Below are 16132 nucleotides of genomic sequence, written 5' to 3'. Positions count from 1 at the left end.
CCGTTCCGGCCGGTTGCCCCGGCCCGGGCGGACCCGCCAGCACGGCGGCGGCCGGCAGGATATGGCGGGCGCTCAGTGGCGCCAGACGTACGCCATGCGGGGGCTGCAATGGAATCCACGCCAGCTCGGCAATCTCGGCCTGCACCTGCGGCGTACCCTCGACCCGCACCCGCCAGGCTTCACCTTGCACGCGCCGGCCGGGTTCGTTGACCGCAGTTTCCTCGAACACGCCCAGGGCCTGTGCACCGTCCGGTCGCAGCCTCACGCCCAGTTCCTCGTGCAGCTCGCGGGCCAGCGTCTGCAGCGCCTCCTCGCCGGGTTCGCGCTTGCCGCCGGGCTGGATGAAGGTGTCCGAGCCGTGCTTGCGGACCACCAGCACGCGGCCGGCGTCATCGAGGATCACCGCGGTGACGATGCGGATCGGGGAATCGGAGGGGGACACGGCGAGACTCCCTGTGCGGTGGAATTGGTGGCGGGCGCTGTTTCCAGGGCGCCGCCATCCTCGGTAAGAAGGGCGCCGTGCGGCGCCCTTGGTGCTTACTTCAGTTCCTGCTCGAACAGCTTGTAGATGCGCTTGTACTGGTCCAGCCAGGAGTCGGCGCGGGTGTAGCCGTGGCGTTCCAGCGGGTAGGGCGCGATCGACCAGGTGTCCTTGTGCAGCTCGATCAGCTTCTGGCTCATGTTGACCGAGTCCTGGAAGAACACGTTGTCATCCATCATGCCGTGCGCGATCAGCAGGTGGTCCTGCAGGCCTTCGGCATATTCAATCGGCGAGGAGATGCGGTAGGCCTCCGGGTCGATGTCCGGGGTGTTGAGGATGTTGCTGGTGTAGGCGTGGTTGTACTGGTGCCAGTCGCCGACCGGACGCAGCGCGGCGCCGGCCTTGAAGGTGCCCGGAGAACGGAACAGCGCCATGTAGGTCATGAAGCCGCCATAGGAGCCGCCGTAGATGCCGGCGCGGTCGCGGTCGCCCTGCTTGGTCTCGACCAGCCAGTCCAGGCCGTCCAGGTAGTCCTCCAGCTCCGGATGGCCCATGTTGCGGTAGATGGCTGTACGCCAGTTGCGGCCATAGCCCTCGCTGCCGCGGTAATCCATGTCCAGCACGATGTAGCCCTGCTGCACCAGCAGGTTGTGGAACATCTGCTCGCGGAAGTAGTTGGAATAGCGCGCATGCACGTTCTGCAGGTAGCCGGCACCGTGCACGAACATGGCGATCGGATACTGCCTGCCCGCTTCGAGCTTCTCCGGGCCGTAGTACTTGGCCCAGATATGGCCGGCGCCGTGCTTGGACGGCACCTGCACCATCTGCGGCTGCACCCATTCTCGGGCCTTGAAGGCGGCGCTGCGGGTGTCGGTGAGCGGGCGTGCTTCGCCGCCGCTGCTGGGCAGCACGGCGATCTGCGCCGGCAGGTAGGGTGCCGAATACCGCACCAGCAGCTGCCCGCCATCCGGTGACAGGCTGAAGTCTTCCACGCCGTCCAGCGCGGTCACTTCGCGCACGGCACCGCCGTTGGCGTTGACGTTGCACACTTCGTAGTCGCCGGGCCATTTCTGGTTGCACAGGAAGTAGAAGCTGCTGCCGTCGGCGCTGAGTACCGGTGCCGAGGCTTCCCAGTTGCCCGACGTGATCGCCCTGGGCTTGCCACTGCCACTTTGCGTGTACAGGTGCGAGTAGCCCGATTCCTCCGACAGCAGCCACAGCGTGCGGCCATCGGGCATCCAGCCGTAATCGTTGAAGCCCCAGTTGATCCAGCCGGCGTCTGTCAGGCGATGGCGGCTTTCCAGTTTGGTGCGGGTGGCGCTGGTGGTGGCGATCCAGCGGTCCTTGTTGTCGTTGGCGCGCAGCATGATTGCCGCCTGGCTGCCGTCGGCATTCCAGCGGATACCGCCGCCCATGAACTCGCTCATCACTTCCAGCGGACGGTTGCCCTTGAGCGGGTCCTTGCCGGCCTTCTTGCGCAGCGCGGCCAGCGGGTCGGTGGCGATGCCGGGCAGATCATCCAGTGACAGCGCCTGGACCTTGCCGGTGGCGGCGTCGGCCAGCCAGAACGCGTGCGGCTCGGGATTGTTGCGACCCACGCGGGTGCGGGTGTCTTCGGCTTCCTCATAGCCGGACTCGGTCACGTACAGCGGCATCTTGCCGCCGCGGCCTTCCTCATAACCCTTGGGCTTGGTCACCACGATCAGGTGGCGCGCATCGGGCGAGAGCACACTGTCGACGATCTCGACCTCGGCGCCGAGGAAGATCGGCGCCGGCGCGCGGGTCGGATCGGCCTGGCGCCAGCGCTCGCCCTGCTCGCGCAGTTCCTCGCGCTGGGCGCGGTCGCTGCGCAGCGTGGACAGGGTGCGCAGCTGCTGGTCGCGAAGCACATCGGCTTTGGGCGCGTCGGCCGGATTCTTCTCGGCCTTGAGCTGGGCCACCTGGCTGGTCACCCCGCTGCGCGGGTTCCAGTGGAACCAGTTGTTGCCCACTTTCCAGATCACACCGCCATCGCTGGCGAAATTGACACCACTGGCGCGTTCGTTGCTGCGGGTGATCTGGCTCAGGGTGCCGTTGCGCAGATCGCGCACGAACACATCGCCATTGCGCACGAACGCCATGCGTTGGCGGCTGCCGTCATAGACGCGGTTGGCCGCATCCAGCGTGCCGCGCTGGTCGTCCGCCACCTGCTGGGCGACGCCGCCGGCCAGCGGCAGGCGGAAGCTGTCGCGTACCGCGCTGCCCGGGCGCTTGAGCGTGTACTCCACCCGCTGCCCGTTCCATGACCACCACGCCGATTCCACCGGCGGGCCGATCCAGTCCGGGTCGGCCATGGCCTGTTCGATGGTGATCGGCGTGGGCGCGGCGTGGGCGGTGCCGAAAGCGGCCAACAACAGCAGGGACAGCGGCAGGAGTCTGGGCATTGCGGATACCGGGAAAGAAAACCGCACAAGCCTAGCAGTCCGGCCTGCGCCCGGGCTGGGCCACAGGTCATGGGCGCGGCAACCGGCGCGCCGGGGGCCGGATTCGGCAAGCCGCGCGGACAGCCGGCTGGCCCGGCGGATGACCGGCCAGCCGTCACGCCTCCGCTGCCCGCGTGGGGGCGTGGCGGCCGGACGGGCCGCCGTGCCGCGGTGGCAGTTTGACGCACTGCGACAACCGGTCACATCCGTTCTTAACCAATACCGGACCAGAATTGCCCCAATTACACGTCGTGCGGAGAAGCGCTGTGGACGCGCTGCTGTTATCCAGGATCCAGTTCGGGTTCGTTGTCAGTTTCCATGTGCTGTTTCCGGCCTTCACCATCGGCACGGCCAGCTGGCTGGCCTTCGTCGAATGGCGCTGGCTGCGCACCCGCAATCCGGTCTGGCGCGAGCTGTTCTTCTTCTGGCAGAAGATCTTCGCCGTGTCCTTTGGCATGGGCGTGGTCAGCGGCATCGTCATGGCCTTCCAGTTCGGCACCAACTGGCCACGCCTGAGCGAAGTGGCCGGTACCGTGATCGGGCCATTGCTCACTTACGAAGTGCTCACCGCGTTCTTCCTGGAGGCCAGTTTCCTGGGGGTGATGCTGTTCGGCTGGGACCGGGTCTCACCGCGGCTGCATTTTTTCTCCACCTGCATGGTGGCGCTGGGCACGCTGTTTTCCACGTTCTGGATCCTGTCCTCCAACAGCTGGCTGCACACCCCGGCCGGCTACACGATCATCGACGGCATCGTGCATCCCCAGGACTGGTGGCAGGTGGTGTTCAATCCGTCCTTCCCGTACCGGCTGGCGCACATGGCGCTGGGCTCGTTCATCACCACCTGTTTCGTCATCGGCGGCGTCGGGGCCTGGTACCTGCGCCGCGGTGTGCACCTGGAAGCCGGCCGCAAAATGCTGGTGGCCGCCGTCGCCTTCGCCGCGCTCACGGTGCCGGTGCAGATTTTCGTCGGCGACATGCACGGCCTGAACACGCTCAAGCACCAGCCGATGAAGATCGCCGCGATGGAAGCGCACTGGCATGACACCCCGCCCGGTGAGGGTGTGCCGCTGGTGGTGTTCGCCGTGCCCAACGAAAAAGAAGAACGCAACGATTACGAGATCGCCATTCCCAAGCTCGGCAGCGTGATCCTCACCCACAGCCTGGATGGCACCTTTGCGCCGCTGAGCTCGGTGCCGGCCAGCGAGCGGCCGCCGGTGGTGCCGGTGTTCTACGCGTTCCGCATCATGGTCGGGATCGGCACGCTGATGCTGCTGGTGGCCTGGATCTCGGCCTTCCAGCTGTGGCGTGGACGCCTGCTGCAGTCCACATGGCTGCTGCGCGGCTGGCACTGGATGCTGCCCAGCGGTTTCATGGCGCTGGTGGCCGGCTGGTTCGTCACCGAAATGGGCCGGCAACCGTGGGTGGTGTCTGGCGTGCTGCGCACGGCCGATGCGGTCGGGTCGCACAGCGCGTGGATGACCGCGCTGTCGCTGGCGGTCTACGTCATCGGCTATCTGTTCGTGTTCGGTTGGGGCACCTGGTACCTGGCCAAGATCCTGCGTTCCGGCCCGGCGCCGCATGAACAGCCGCCGCGCGATGACGGCACGCATACACCGGCGCGGCCGCTGTCCGGCGCCGATGAACCGCTGGAGGGGCGCTGACATGGACATGGCAACCGTGTTGACGGTGGCGTGGTTCGCGGTGATCGGTTTTGGCGTGCTGATGTACGTGGTGCTGGACGGCTTCGTGCTCGGCATCGGCATCCTGGCGCCGTTCGCCGAGGACGAGTCGCAGCTGGATGTGATGATGAACACCGCCGCGCCGATCTGGGACGGCAACGAAACCTGGCTGGTGCTCGGCGGCGCCGGGTTGATGACCGCCTTTCCCAAGGCCTATGCGGCGCTGCTGTCGGCGCTGTATCTGCCGGTGCTGCTGCTGGTGATGGCGCTGGTGTTCCGTGGCGTGGCGTTCGAGTTCCGCTTCAAGGCGCAGCGTTCGCGCCGGCTGTGGAGCGTGTCCTTCGCACTGGGCTCGCTGCTGGCCGCTTTCGCGCAGGGCGTGATTCTGGGCGCGCTGGTGGAAGGTTTGAAGATGCAGGACGGGCGCTATGTCGGCGGTGCGTTCGGCTGGTTCAGCCCGTTTTCGATGCTGACCGGGGTGGCGGTGGTCACCGGCTATGCGTTGCTGGGCAGCACCTGGTTGATCCTCAAGACCGGCGGCCGGGAGCAGGCGCTGGCGCGGTCGCTGACGCGGCCACTGATGGTGGCGGTGCTCGTGTTCATGGGCCTGGTTAGCACCTGGCTGCCGTTCCTGCAGTCGCGGGTGATGGAACGCTGGTTCAGCGACGGCAACTTCTGGTGGCTGTCACCGGTGCCGCTGCTGACGCTGGCGGTGGCGGTGGCGCTGTGGCGCAGCGCGATGCACCCGCGCCGCGACCTGCCGCCGTTCCTGCTGACCCTGGCGCTGTTCGTGCTGGGCTTCCTCGGCCTGGTGCTGGGCATGTGGCCGTACCTGCTGCCGCCGACGATGACGCTGTGGCAGGCCGCCGCGCCGGCCACGTCGCTGGGTTTCAGCATGGTCGGACTGGCGCTGCTGCTGCCGGTGATCCTGGGCTATACGGTGTGGTCCTACCGCGTGTTCCGCGGCAAGGTCACCGCCGAGATGGGCTACCACTGACCCGGCATGGCGCGTGCGGCTTGCCAGCCGGGCAAGCCGCCGCCAAGCTAGCCGCCGGTTGTCCGCGCCCCGGTGCGGCCGGTCGTCCATTCGCCCAGCCGAGGTCGTGGTTGTCGTATGCCCGTTGCCCCCGAAGCAGCTTCCTCCCGCGCCGTCCATCCACTTGCCACCGGCCCCAGCGACCGGCCATTGGCGGTGCTCGGCAGCGGCCCGGTGACGCTGGCTACCTTCCTGGCGCAGGTGCGCGGGGTCGCGGCGCAACTGCCGGCGGGCCGGCATGCGGTCAATCTGTGTGAAGACCGCTACCGCTTCCTGGTGGCGTTCTGTGCGATCGCACTGCGCGGCCAGGTGAATCTGCTGCCGTCCTCGCGTGCCCCGGCGGTGGTGGCCGATGTGCGGCAGCGCTATGCGCAGACCTATTGCGTGGGCGATGCCGCGCCGGAGCGGCTGCCGCCAGACTGCCATGTGCTGCCGGCCGAGCTGCCGCAGCTGGCCGGACCGGTGCCGCAGCTGGCCGAGCAGCAGCTGGTGGCGATCGGCTTCACTTCGGGCAGCACCGGTGTACCCGGCGCCAATCCCAAGACCTGGGGCTCGTTCCTGACCAGTACCGCGCAGAACCTGCAGGCGCTGCAGGACCTGTGGGGGCCGGCGCAGCCCTCGCTGGTGGCCACGGTGCCGCCGCAGCACATGTACGGCATGGAGATGTCGGTGCTGCTGCCGTTGCTGGCACCGGCCACGCTGCAGGCCGGGCGCCCGTTCTTTCCGCAGGATGTGGCGCAGGCGCTGGCCACGGTACCGGCGCCGCGGCTGCTGGTCACCACACCGGTGCACCTGAAAGCGCTGGTCGAATCGGGCGTGGCGCTGCCGCCGCTGGCCGGGATCGTCACCGCCACCGCCCCGCTGCCGCAGGAACTGGCCGCCGCCGCCGAGCAGCGTTTCCACACCGAGGTGCGCGAGGTGTTCGGCTCCACCGAGACCTGCATCTTCGCCCGCCGCCGTACCGCCCGCGAGACCGCCTGGCAACTGCTGCCGGGGGTCTGGCTGGAACCGCAGCCCGATGGCACCCGCATCCATGCCCCGCACCTGGCCACGCCGGTGTTGCTGGCCGACCTGGTGGAGCTGCTGCCCGGCGACCGCTTCGTGCTGCGCGGGCGACGGGCCGATCTGCTGGAGATCGCCGGCAAGCGCGCCTCGCTGGGCGACCTGACCCGCAAACTGCAGGCACTCGAGGGGGTCGAGGATGCGGTGGTGCTGCAGCTGGCGCCGGAACCGGGACATACGGTGGGTCGCATCGCCGCGCTGGTGGTGGCCCCGCAGCGCGAGGTGGCAGAGCTGCTGCAGGAGCTGCGTATGCTGATGGACCCGGTGTTCCTGCCGCGGCCGTTGCGCAAGGTCGAGGCGCTGCCGCGCAACGAGACCGGCAAGCTGCCGCGCGATGCGCTGCTGGCGCTGCTGGGCCACTGAGCCCCGCAGCGCCGGGCCTTTTGCGCCGCCGGCTCAGCCGCCGTGGACGCCGTCGATCTCCACGCGCAGGTCGCGGCGGCACACCGTTGCATGCAGCAGCAACCGCGGCACCTGCGCCCCCAGATGCTGTGACAGCTGTTGTTGCACCTGCGCCAGCTCGTCACCGTCGCGCACATAGACCTTGAGCCGGCTCCCGGCGCCGAACTGTGGCGGCAGCGCGGGGACATGCTGGCGTGCCGCGTCGATCAACGCGGTGAAGTTGGCGAATGTTTCCTGCAGCTGGAGGGCGGTGCAGTCGGTGTGCAGGGTCTGGTGTCCGACCACGCTGGCGGTCCCGGACAGCAGCAAGGGCAGCGCACTGCCGGGCGCGGCCAGCATGGCGCGGGCGAAACTGGGGGGCTGCGGCCCGTACTGGCGCGGATAGCGGTAGGCGCTGACCTGACGCGGGTTCTCCAGTGGAATGCCCGGTTCGCGGGCGGCCAGCCAGTAGACCTGCAGTACCCGTACGCCATCCACCCGGCCGATCGCGGTGGCCGCCGGCAGGGTGGTCGGATCAACCGTGCCCAGGCCGCGGGCGCGGCCGATGCAGAATTGTCGATAACGCTCCTGGTCACCGTCGCCTTCGGTGATGGCATCGAAGTAATTCCAGATCCGCAGCAGATGCGGGTAACCGTGCTGCGGCAGCGCGGCAAGCATCTGCGCGTAGGCCTGCTGCGAGGCTTCCAGGATGCCGCCGGCGGTAGCCTCATCAATCTGCATGGCGCCAAACAGCAGCGCGCCATCGCTGGCCCAGGCCAGGCCGTTCGCGTCGCGTCCGCTGCGCACCGGCGCGCGGCTGCGCCACACTTCCAGCTGCGGTTCACCATGGGCCTGCAGGCCTACCTGCAGATAACGCGGATCGTCACTGGCCGGCGCGTCGCGGCCGGCATGAAAGGCGAAGATGGCCAGCACCCGCGGATCGGCCAGCAACAGCGGCAGCTGCGCGGCCGGCACATAGTCGACGGTCAATGCGGCCAACGCGGACGTCACCGCCGCATGGGCGCTCATGGTGCGCTACCGGAACACGCACATGCGGTGACCGGCGTGGTATCGCGGGCAAGGCCGGACGGGGTGGGCGGCAACGGGGGTGGTGCTGGAAACATCATGCGCTGGACATTCGGTGTAACCGGGATGGCACATGATAGCGCGCGTGTTTTTTCCACCGCGGTTGCGCTATCGACGGTGATGCCGGATCGTTACGCCTCCATAATCGTCGCTGGACCTGTACATGTCGCCACAAACCCCGTCCGAGGCCGCATTGGCTGAATTGCTGGTGGAAAGCCTGAACCTGGAGGACGTCACTCCGTCGCAGATCGATCCGGAGGCGCCGCTGTTCAATGACGGCCTGGGCCTGGATTCGATTGATGCGTTGGAGCTTGCGCTGGCCATCAGCAAGCGCTACGGCTTCCAGCTGCGCTCGGACAATGAGGACAACCGGCGTATTTTCACGTCGCTGCGCTCGCTTTCGGCTCATATCGACGCCAACAAGCCCGCCTGAGGTGGAGCGCGTGGCTGTTGCGCCTCCTTCCGGCCACGGTGCGGCCGCTGCGCTGATCCGCATGCTGCTGCTGCTGGCCTACCCGCTGCTGTCGCACGTGGCCAGCCTCCGTAGCGACGGGATCTGGGCGGCGGCGGCGATGTTCAGTCTGGTACTGCTGCTGTTGTTGGCGCCGCTGGCACAGCGCCGCGGCTGGGCCCTGCCGCTACTGCTGCTGTGCACGCTGGCGCTGGTGTGGTTGGCCGGCTCGCCGCTGGCGTGGATGCTGCTGCTGGCTCCGCCGGTGGTGTTCCCGCTGCTGGTGGCGTGGGGGTTCGCCCGCACGCTGGGCGCAGGCCAGGTGCCGTTGATCGGGCGCATCATGCGCGCGCTGTATCAGCGTGCCGGCATGCCGGTGACCGCCGCGCTGGAGCGCTATACCCGTCAGCTGACCGGGGCCTGGGTGGCGGTGCTGGTGCTGCTGGCGGCCTTGAACCTGGCCTTGGCGGCCAGCGCCGTACCGGGGGGGCTGCTGGTCATGTTGGGCCTGCGGCCGTGGTGGCCGGTCACCCATGAGCAGTGGTCATGGTGCGCCAATATCGCCAACTGGGGCCTGATCGGAGGGTTCTTCGTGCTCGAATACGCGCTGCGTACGCGCCTGTTCCCGGACCGTCCAGATCGCAACGCCGTGCAGTTCGCGCGGCAGATGGCGCAGCTGGGTCCCGCGTTCTGGCGCGACCTGTTGCGCTGAGCGGTACCGGCGCCGGTTATCCTTTGCGGCCGTCCTTGTTCCGGTGGATGTCATGCAATTCACTATTCCCGCCGACCATCCCTGCCTGCCCGGCCACTTCCCGGGGCGGCCGCTGGTGCCGGGCGTGGTGGTGCTGGAGCAGGTGTTGCTGGCCATCAGCGGCCAGTGCGGCGTGCCGGTCACCGCCGTGCGCCTGCCGCAGGTGAAGTTCATGGCGCCGCTGCTGCCGGATCAGGTCGCGACGATAGAACTGGAAAGCGCCGCGCCGCGCTGGCGCTTCAAGGTGCTGCGCGAGGCGCAGCTGCTGGTACGCGGTGAGCTGGTGATGGCAACGCCGGACGTCCCGGCATGAGCGAGGTCGACTGGAAGCGCCGTCCTGAAGGCGGCGGCCGCGGTGCGATCCGGCTGATTGCCGCCATCGCCCGCTATGGCGGGCGCGGCGTCTCGCGGCTCTGCCTGTATCCGATCACCCTGTATTTCCTGCTGATGCGCGGCGCCGAACGCAACGCCTCGCGCGCGTTCCTGTCGCGGGTGCATGGGCGCCCTGCCTCGTTGGCCGAAGTCGCCCGGCATATCCATACGTTCGCGGCCACCATCCTGGACCGGGTGTTCATGCTCGGTGGGCGCATGCGTTTGTTCGATATCCACAATGTCGGTCTGGAGCAGCTGCACGCGGCGATGGACCAGGGCCGTGGGGTACTGGTGTTCGGCTCGCACCTGGGCAGTTTCGACGCGTTGCGCGCGCTGGGCCGGCAACGCCCGGACATCCAGCTGCGGGTGCTGCTGGACAAGGCGCACAACCCGGCGATCACCGAGGTGCTGGCCGAACTGGATCCGGTGCTGGCGGCCGGAATCATCGATGCCGGCCAGGACGGCCCCTCCATCGTGATGGCGATCAAGCAGGCGCTCGAGGAAGGGGCGCTGGTGGCGATGCTGGTGGATCGCGCGCGGCCGGGCGAGCCGTCGGTCGCCGCGCCACTGCTGGGCACGCCTGCGCCATTTCCCACCGCGCCGTGGCTGATTGCCGCCGTGCTGAAGGTGCCGGTGGTACTGGCATTTGGCCTGTACCGCGGGGGCAACCGTTACGATCTGGTGTTCGAGGCGTTTGACGACGTCGTCGAGATCCCGCGCCGCGAGCGTGCCGGCGCGTTGGCACAGCTGGTCCAGCGCTACGCCGCACGGCTGGAGTCGCGGCTGCGCAGTGCCCCTTACAACTGGTTCAATTTCTATGATTTCTGGCATGCCGATGACCACGCGTTCCCTGCCCCGGTGGACCCGGCGCGCACTCCTGCTGCTGATCTCCAGCACGGCCCTGACAGCCTCGGCGAGCGCCCTTGAGGCCCGCTGGATCCTCCAGCAACTGGCCCAGCCGGCGCCCAGCCAGACCGGCTTTGTCGAGTTGCGCGGTTCGGCGCTGCTGAAGGAGCCGTTGCGGGTGGAAGGCCAGTACCGGCGCCCCGACAACGCCACGCTGGTGCGCGAGGTGAGCGCGCCTTACGCCGAAACCACCACCATTGCCGAGGGCAAGGTCAGCATTGCCCGTGCCGGCAAGCCGCCGCGGGTATTCGCGCTGCAGCGGGTGCCGGAACTGGCCGACCTGCAGACCAGCTTCGGCGCGCTGCTGTCGGGCGACCAGGCGGCGCTGGAGCAGGCCTACCGGCTTGAGCCGCAAGGCACCCCGCAGCGATGGCAGCTGCGACTGGCGCCGCGCGGCGAGGCGCTGGCCCGGCGGGTGGCCAGCATCACCTTGCACGGCCGCGGCAACGAGCTGCGCTGCATTGAAACGCGCCCGGCCAAGGGCGATGTGCAGCGGACCCTGCTCGGTGGTGCTGCGGTGGCCGCCGCCGCGGTGCGCGATGCCGACGCCCTGACGGCGTTGTGCCACGACGGTGGATCGCGTTGAGCCTGTCATCGAAGCAGCGCATCGGTCTGGCGATCGCTTGGCTGTTGCTGCTTGCATTGGCCAGCGCGTGGATCAGTGCGCGCGTCCAGCTCAGTGGTGACCTGCGCAAATTCATGCCCGATGCGCAGACCCCGGCGCAGAAGCTGCTGCTGGACGAGCTGGGCGAAGGTCCCGGCACCCGCCTGCTGCTGGTCGCGCTGTCCGGCGCTGCGCCGCTCGAACTGGCTTCGCAGTCACAGGCGCTGCGCGCGCAACTGGCACAGGATCCGCAGTTCGAACTGGTCACCAACGGCGAACAGACCGGTCTGGAGGCGATTGCGCAGCAGTTGCTGCCGTACCGCTATCTGCTGGGCGAGTTGCCGGACGATGCGTTCTCCACTGCGACGTTGCGCGAGGAACTGCAGGCACGGCTGCAGGATCTGGGCTCGCCGGCCGGTGCGCTGATCGAACCGCTGCTGGCCTCCGACCCGACCCTGCAGATCCTGCGGGTGGCCGAATCACTGCAGCCGGCCAACGCGCCCCAGCGGCTGGAAGAGGTGTGGTTCGACCGCACCGGTACCCAGGCGTTGCTGCTGGTGCAGACTCATGCCGCCGGGTTTGATCCCAGCGGTCAGCAAGCGGCGGTGGATGCGGTCGAACGCGCCTTCGCGCAGGTTTCAGCTGACAGTGGCAGCCGGCTGGAGCTGAGCGGGCCGGGGGCGTTTTCGGTCAAGATCGGCAATCGCACCGCCAGCGAAGCGGGCACCATCGGCACGCTGGATACGCTGGGCATGATCCTGCTGCTGTGGCTGGCCTACCGCAGCTGGAAGATGCCGATTCTGGGCTTCCTGCCGCTGGCCAGCGCCGGTTTGGCAGGGCTCGGCGCGGTGGCGCTGGGCTTTGACGGGGTGCACGGCATCACCATTGCTTTCGGCTTCACCCTGATCGGGGTGGTGCAGGATTATCCGATCCACTTCTTCAGCCACCAGCGTCCGGGCCGGTCACCGTGGGACAACGTACGCGCGCTGTGGCCGACCCTGGGCACCGGTGTGATCGCCACCTGCATTGCCTACCTCACCTTCCTGTTCTCGGGCGTGGACGGCCTCAAGCAGCTGTCGGTGTTCACCATCACCGCGTTGCTGACCGCAGCGCTGGCCACGCGCTACCTGCTGCCGGCACTGGTCGATCCGCCCACCCGCGACTTCGCCGATTCGACCCTGCTGGCGCGCATCTGGCGACAGGTGCAGCGGCTGCCGCGGCCGCGCTGGTCGCTGGCGGCGCTGGCGCTGGCGGCCGTGATCGCGCTGCTGTGGGCGCCGGGGGCGTTCTGGCAGAACGATCTGGGGCGGCTGACCCCGGTCGATCCGCAGGATCTGCAGCGCGATGCCGAGTTGCGCAAAGAGCTGGGCGCGCCAGACGTGCGCTATGTGCTGACCCTGCGTGGCGAAAATGCACAGGCAGTGCTGGCGGCTTCGGAACAGCTGCGCCCTTCCCTGGAGCAACTGGTGGGCGAAGGCGCGCTGGACAGCTATGACATGGCGGCGCGCTACCTGCCCAGCGCCGCGACCCAGCGCAGGCGCCAGGCGCAATTGCCCGACACCGCCACCGTGCAACATGCGCTGGATACCGCGGTCACCGAGACCCCGTTCCGCGCCGATGCCTTCGCGCCGTTTGTGCGGGATCTGCAGCAGGCCCGCAGCGCGCCGCCGTTGCAGCCCGCCGATCTGGAGGGCACGCCCTTGGCGACCGCGGTGGGGGGCTTGCTGCTGCAGGGCCCGGATCATGCCACTGCGCTGGTCTCGCTGGGCGGGCTGCACGACGTGGAAGCCGTGGCCAGCGCCGCGCGTGCCCACGGCGCCGAGCTGCTGGACATGAAGCATGCCTCCGAAACGTTGGTGGCTGCCTACCGCGGCCGCGTGCTGCTGGCGCTGGCGGTGGCGATGGTGCTGCTGACCGCCACCGTCTGGCTGGCGTTACGCTCGCCGTGGCGGGTATGGCGGGTGTTGTTGCCGATGGCGCTGAGCACGCTGCTGGTGCTGGCGCTGCTGCGCGGCTGCGGTGTTGAACTGAACCTGTTCCACCTGATCGGCTTGATCCTGGCCGCCGGGCTGGGATTGGATTACGGGCTGTTCTTCGAGCATGCCGGCGACAACCATGCCGACCAGTTGCGCACCCTGCATGGCCTGCTGGTCTGCAGCCTGATGACGTTGCTGGTGTTCAGCCTGCTGGCGTGGTCCTCGATTCCGGTGTTGCGCGCCATTGGCAGCACGGTCGCTCTGGGAGTGGTGTGCAACTTCGTGCTGGCGCTGCTGGTATCGCGTCATCCGTCGCGGGAGAGTGCCGATGGTCACGCGTGAGCAGATCCTGTCGATGATTCCGCACCAGGGCGGCATGTGCCTGTGGGACCGCGTGCTTCACTGGGATACCGGCAGCGTGCAGCTGCAGGCCGGCAGCCATCGTGACCCGGAACATCCGCTGCGCCACAACGGGCAGCTGGGCGCCATCCATCTGTGCGAATACGGCGCGCAGGCGATGGCGGTGCATGGCGGGTTGCGTGCCCGCGATCACGGCGGCCGGGCGGCGCCAGGCGTGCTGGTGGCGCTGCGTGATGTGCAGCTGCATGTGTCGCGCATCGACCAGTTGCCCGGCCTGATCCAGGCGCATGCACAGGTGCTGGTGGAAGCCGAGGCCAGCCAGCAGTACGGCTTCCGCATCCTGCATGCCGGCCAGCTGCTGGCCGAAGGCCGCGCTGCGGTGATGCTGCAGCCGCTGGCATGATTTCCTTTTTTCTCGACCGATCACGGATTCGACCATGACCTCTACTCCACGACGCGCCCTGGTGACCGGAGGCAGCGGTGACCTCGGTGGCGCCATCTGCCGCCAGCTGGCGGCCGACGGCCACCATGTGATCGTGCATGCCAATGCCAACCTTCCCCGCGCGCAAACCGTGGTGCAGGAGATTCTCGCCAGCGGCGGCAGTGCCCAGGCGGTGGCCTTCGATGTCGCCGATGGCGCAGCCACCGCGCAGGCGCTGGAGGCGCTGCTGGCTGATGGCCCGGTGCAGATCATCGTCAACAACGCCGGCATCCACGACGACGCGCCGATGGCCGGGATGGACGCGGCCAAGTGGACCCGGGTGATCGAGGTGTCACTGCACGGCTTCTTCCATGTCACCCAGCCGCTGCTGCTGCCGATGGCGCGCACCCGCTGGGGCCGCATCGTCAGTGTGTCCTCGGTAGCCGCGGTGCTGGGCAATCGCGGCCAGACCAACTACGCCGCGGCCAAGGCCGGCCTGCATGGTGCCTCCCGGTCACTGGCGCGCGAGATGGCCAGCCGCGGCATCAGCGTCAACGTGGTCGCCCCCGGGGTGATCGAAGGGCAGATGGCCGCCGACGCCTTTCCCGCCGAGCTGATCAAACAGACGGTGCCGGCCGCGCGCGCCGGTACGCCGCAGGAAGTGGCCGCGCTGGTCGCCTTCCTGTGCAGCGATGCGGCCGGTTACATCAACGGCCAGGTGATCGGGATCAACGGCGGCATGGGCTGAGTGGCGTTGCGGTAATGGAGGCGGACGGCGTGGATTGCCTCCGGCCCCGGCAGTGCCCGGCCGGCGCGCCTCACCGGGGCGGGCTGGTTTCCGTGATGCGGCCAGGCCCTTGCGTGCCCGACGCCGGTTGCCGCCTTCCGGCAAACAGGGTCAGCAACGGCCCGGTCATCAGTGTGGTCACGATTGCCATCACCAGCAGCAGCGTGAACAGCTCCTGGCCAATCAGGCCGGCATCGAGCCCGACCTTGATCACGATCAGCTCCATCAGCGCCCGCGCGTTCATCAGTGAGCCCACCGCAAACGAATCCCGCCAGGGGTAGCCGCCGATGCGGGCCCCGGCTGCGCCGCCCAGCACTTTGCCCAGCACCGCCGCGGCCAGGATCAGCGCCAGCGCACCGAGCCCGGCCCCGACAAAGGCGTCGGCACTGGTGTCCAGCCCGGCCAGTGCGAAGAACACCGGCATCAGCACGATCACCGCCACGTGTTCAAGCCGCTCGATCAGGCTCTTGAGCAGGCGGTCGTCGCGCGGCAGGCAGGCGCCGAACAGGAACGCGCCGAACACCGGATGCAGGTGCAGCCATTGGGTGGTGGCGGCGCAGGCGAACACGCCGATCAACAGCGCCGCCATCATCATCCCGGATGGCACGCCGTCGGCCGCGTAGCGTCGCAGCAGCCCGCCGAACAGCGGACGCAGGCCGCCGAACACCAGCGCGCACAGCAGTACCAGGCCCAGGGTGGTCTTGAGAAAGCCCGTGTAGCCCTCGCCCGAACCGATCAGCGCCACCACCAGCGCCAGCATCATCCAGGCGAACACATCGGCGATGGCGGCCGCCGACAGCGACAACCGTCCGATACGGGTATGGGTCATGCCGCGTTCCTTGAGAATGCGTGCCATGATCGGGAAGGCGGTGATCGACATTGCCGCGGACATGAACAGTGCGAACGGCCAGAAGCCGACGCCGGCCGGGGCCAGCGTCGGATGCAGCCACGGCGCGATGCCGATGCCCATCGCCATCGGCAGCAGGACGCTGAGGATGCCGACCCAGCCGGCGCTGCGCAGCTGCGCACGCACACCGTCGGGCGCGCGCAATTCGGCACCGACGATGAACATGAAAAGCACCAGTCCCAGTGTCGACAGCGCCGACAGCGCGGGCAGCGAGGCCGGTGCGAACAGCGTGGCGTGGAAGCCCGGAAATGCGGCGCCCAGCACGATCGGGCCGAGCACGATGCCGGCGGCCATCTCGCCGATCACCGGCGGCTGGCCCAGATAACGCAGCAGCAGACCGCACAGGCGAGCGACCGCCAGGATCACCAGCAGCTGCAGCAACAACGGGGTATGTGACATTGGCTTTCTCG

15 protein-coding genes are annotated in these 16132 nt (G+C 68.4%); 11 read left to right on the top strand and 4 right to left on the bottom strand.

Features of this window, described 5'->3' with window-relative positions:
* A partial coding sequence (locus ARC78_RS01235) for an NUDIX hydrolase (protein ID WP_096144876.1) occupies positions 1–442 on the bottom strand: 442 nt, incomplete at its 3' end.
* Positions 443–537: 95 nt separating this feature from the next.
* A complete protein-coding gene (locus ARC78_RS01230) occupies positions 538–2904 on the bottom strand; it encodes a S9 family peptidase (RefSeq protein WP_057505553.1) in 2367 nt (788 codons plus the stop codon).
* Between the two features lie 305 nt (positions 2905–3209).
* Between ARC78_RS01230 and ARC78_RS01225 the strand changes: the two genes are divergently transcribed.
* From ARC78_RS01225 to ARC78_RS01215, 3 genes are all read left to right on the top strand, one after another.
* Positions 3210–4604, top strand: a complete 1395-nt coding sequence (locus ARC78_RS01225; protein WP_054660306.1) for a cytochrome ubiquinol oxidase subunit I — start codon at positions 3210–3212, stop codon at positions 4602–4604.
* A gap of 1 nt (position 4605) precedes the next feature.
* Positions 4606–5619 (top strand): cytochrome d ubiquinol oxidase subunit II, encoded by a 1014-nt coding sequence (cydB, locus tag ARC78_RS01220; RefSeq protein ID WP_054660308.1) that lies wholly within the window; start codon positions 4606–4608, stop codon positions 5617–5619.
* A gap of 117 nt (positions 5620–5736) precedes the next feature.
* Entirely contained in the window at positions 5737–7083 is a 1347-nt protein-coding gene (locus ARC78_RS01215; RefSeq protein WP_057505552.1) for an AMP-binding protein, read from the top strand.
* 33 nt (positions 7084–7116) lie between these two features.
* On the opposite strand, the gene ARC78_RS01210 is transcribed toward ARC78_RS01215, so the two are convergent.
* Positions 7117–8130 carry a chorismate transformation FkbO/Hyg5 family protein gene (locus ARC78_RS01210; RefSeq protein ID WP_054659915.1) on the bottom strand — a complete coding sequence of 338 codons (1014 nt, stop codon included), beginning with the start codon at positions 8128–8130 and terminating at the stop codon, positions 7117–7119.
* A 220-nt stretch (positions 8131–8350) separates the two neighbouring features.
* Between ARC78_RS01210 and ARC78_RS01205 the strand changes: the two genes are divergently transcribed.
* From ARC78_RS01205 to fabG, 8 genes are read left to right on the top strand one after another with little or no spacing between them, the layout of a single operon-like run.
* Entirely contained in the window at positions 8351–8620 is a 270-nt protein-coding gene (locus ARC78_RS01205) for a phosphopantetheine-binding protein (RefSeq protein ID WP_054659917.1), read from the top strand.
* A 10-nt stretch (positions 8621–8630) separates the two neighbouring features.
* Positions 8631–9350 carry a ketosynthase gene (locus tag ARC78_RS01200; protein ID WP_241772611.1) on the top strand — a complete coding sequence of 240 codons (720 nt, stop codon included), beginning with the start codon at positions 8631–8633 and terminating at the stop codon, positions 9348–9350.
* A gap of 52 nt (positions 9351–9402) precedes the next feature.
* On the top strand, positions 9403–9702 hold the full coding sequence (locus tag ARC78_RS01195; RefSeq protein WP_054659919.1) for an ApeI family dehydratase: 300 nt from the start codon (positions 9403–9405) through the stop codon (positions 9700–9702).
* A complete protein-coding gene (locus ARC78_RS01190; RefSeq protein ID WP_054659921.1) occupies positions 9699–10688 on the top strand; it encodes a lysophospholipid acyltransferase family protein in 990 nt (329 codons plus the stop codon). The genes ARC78_RS01195 and ARC78_RS01190 overlap by 4 nt, the downstream gene beginning before the upstream one ends.
* The gene (locus ARC78_RS01185) at positions 10591–11253 is read left to right on the top strand and encodes a LolA-related protein (protein WP_057505551.1); all 663 of its coding nucleotides are present in this window, start codon (positions 10591–10593) and stop codon (positions 11251–11253) included. The genes ARC78_RS01190 and ARC78_RS01185 overlap by 98 nt, the downstream gene beginning before the upstream one ends.
* On the top strand, positions 11244–13589 hold the full coding sequence (locus ARC78_RS01180) for an MMPL family transporter (protein WP_057505560.1): 2346 nt from the start codon (positions 11244–11246) through the stop codon (positions 13587–13589). Before ARC78_RS01185 ends, ARC78_RS01180 begins: the two co-directional genes overlap by 10 nt.
* On the top strand, positions 13576–14010 hold the full coding sequence (locus ARC78_RS01175) for a hotdog family protein (RefSeq protein WP_054659390.1): 435 nt from the start codon (positions 13576–13578) through the stop codon (positions 14008–14010). Before ARC78_RS01180 ends, ARC78_RS01175 begins: the two co-directional genes overlap by 14 nt.
* Positions 14011–14044: 34 nt before the next feature.
* Positions 14045–14776, top strand: a complete 732-nt coding sequence (gene fabG / locus ARC78_RS01170) for a 3-oxoacyl-ACP reductase FabG (RefSeq protein ID WP_054659388.1) — start codon at positions 14045–14047, stop codon at positions 14774–14776.
* 70 nt (positions 14777–14846) lie between these two features.
* On the opposite strand, the gene ARC78_RS01165 is transcribed toward fabG, so the two are convergent.
* Entirely contained in the window at positions 14847–16121 is a 1275-nt protein-coding gene (locus tag ARC78_RS01165) for a cation:proton antiporter (protein ID WP_054659386.1), read from the bottom strand.
* Between the last annotated feature and the right edge of the window lie 11 nt (positions 16122–16132).

Source organism: Stenotrophomonas pictorum JCM 9942, assembly GCF_001431585.1.
Lineage (GTDB): Bacteria > Pseudomonadota > Gammaproteobacteria > Xanthomonadales > Xanthomonadaceae > Stenotrophomonas > Stenotrophomonas pictorum.
This window is presented reverse-complemented; position numbering and strand designations above follow the sequence as displayed.

What these genes read in the sequence shown, in the direction of transcription:
- ARC78_RS01190 (WP_054659921.1), top strand. Translation starts at nt 9,699, where the DNA reads ATGAGCGAGGTCGACTGGAAGCGCCGTCCTGAAGGCGGCGGCCGCGGT.
- ARC78_RS01210 (WP_054659915.1), bottom strand. Translation starts at nt 8,130, where the DNA reads ATGAGCGCCCATGCGGCGGTGACGTCCGCGTTGGCCGCATTGACCGTC.
- ARC78_RS01205 (WP_054659917.1), top strand. Translation starts at nt 8,351, where the DNA reads ATGTCGCCACAAACCCCGTCCGAGGCCGCATTGGCTGAATTGCTGGTG.
- ARC78_RS01230 (WP_057505553.1), bottom strand. Translation starts at nt 2,904, where the DNA reads ATGCCCAGACTCCTGCCGCTGTCCCTGCTGTTGTTGGCCGCTTTCGGC.
- ARC78_RS01165 (WP_054659386.1), bottom strand. Translation starts at nt 16,121, where the DNA reads ATGTCACATACCCCGTTGTTGCTGCAGCTGCTGGTGATCCTGGCGGTC.
- cydB (WP_054660308.1), top strand. Translation starts at nt 4,606, where the DNA reads ATGGACATGGCAACCGTGTTGACGGTGGCGTGGTTCGCGGTGATCGGT.
- ARC78_RS01185 (WP_057505551.1), top strand. Translation starts at nt 10,591, where the DNA reads ATGCCGATGACCACGCGTTCCCTGCCCCGGTGGACCCGGCGCGCACTC.
- ARC78_RS01215 (WP_057505552.1), top strand. Translation starts at nt 5,737, where the DNA reads ATGCCCGTTGCCCCCGAAGCAGCTTCCTCCCGCGCCGTCCATCCACTT.
- ARC78_RS01175 (WP_054659390.1), top strand. Translation starts at nt 13,576, where the DNA reads ATGGTCACGCGTGAGCAGATCCTGTCGATGATTCCGCACCAGGGCGGC.
- fabG (WP_054659388.1), top strand. Translation starts at nt 14,045, where the DNA reads ATGACCTCTACTCCACGACGCGCCCTGGTGACCGGAGGCAGCGGTGAC.
- ARC78_RS01195 (WP_054659919.1), top strand. Translation starts at nt 9,403, where the DNA reads ATGCAATTCACTATTCCCGCCGACCATCCCTGCCTGCCCGGCCACTTC.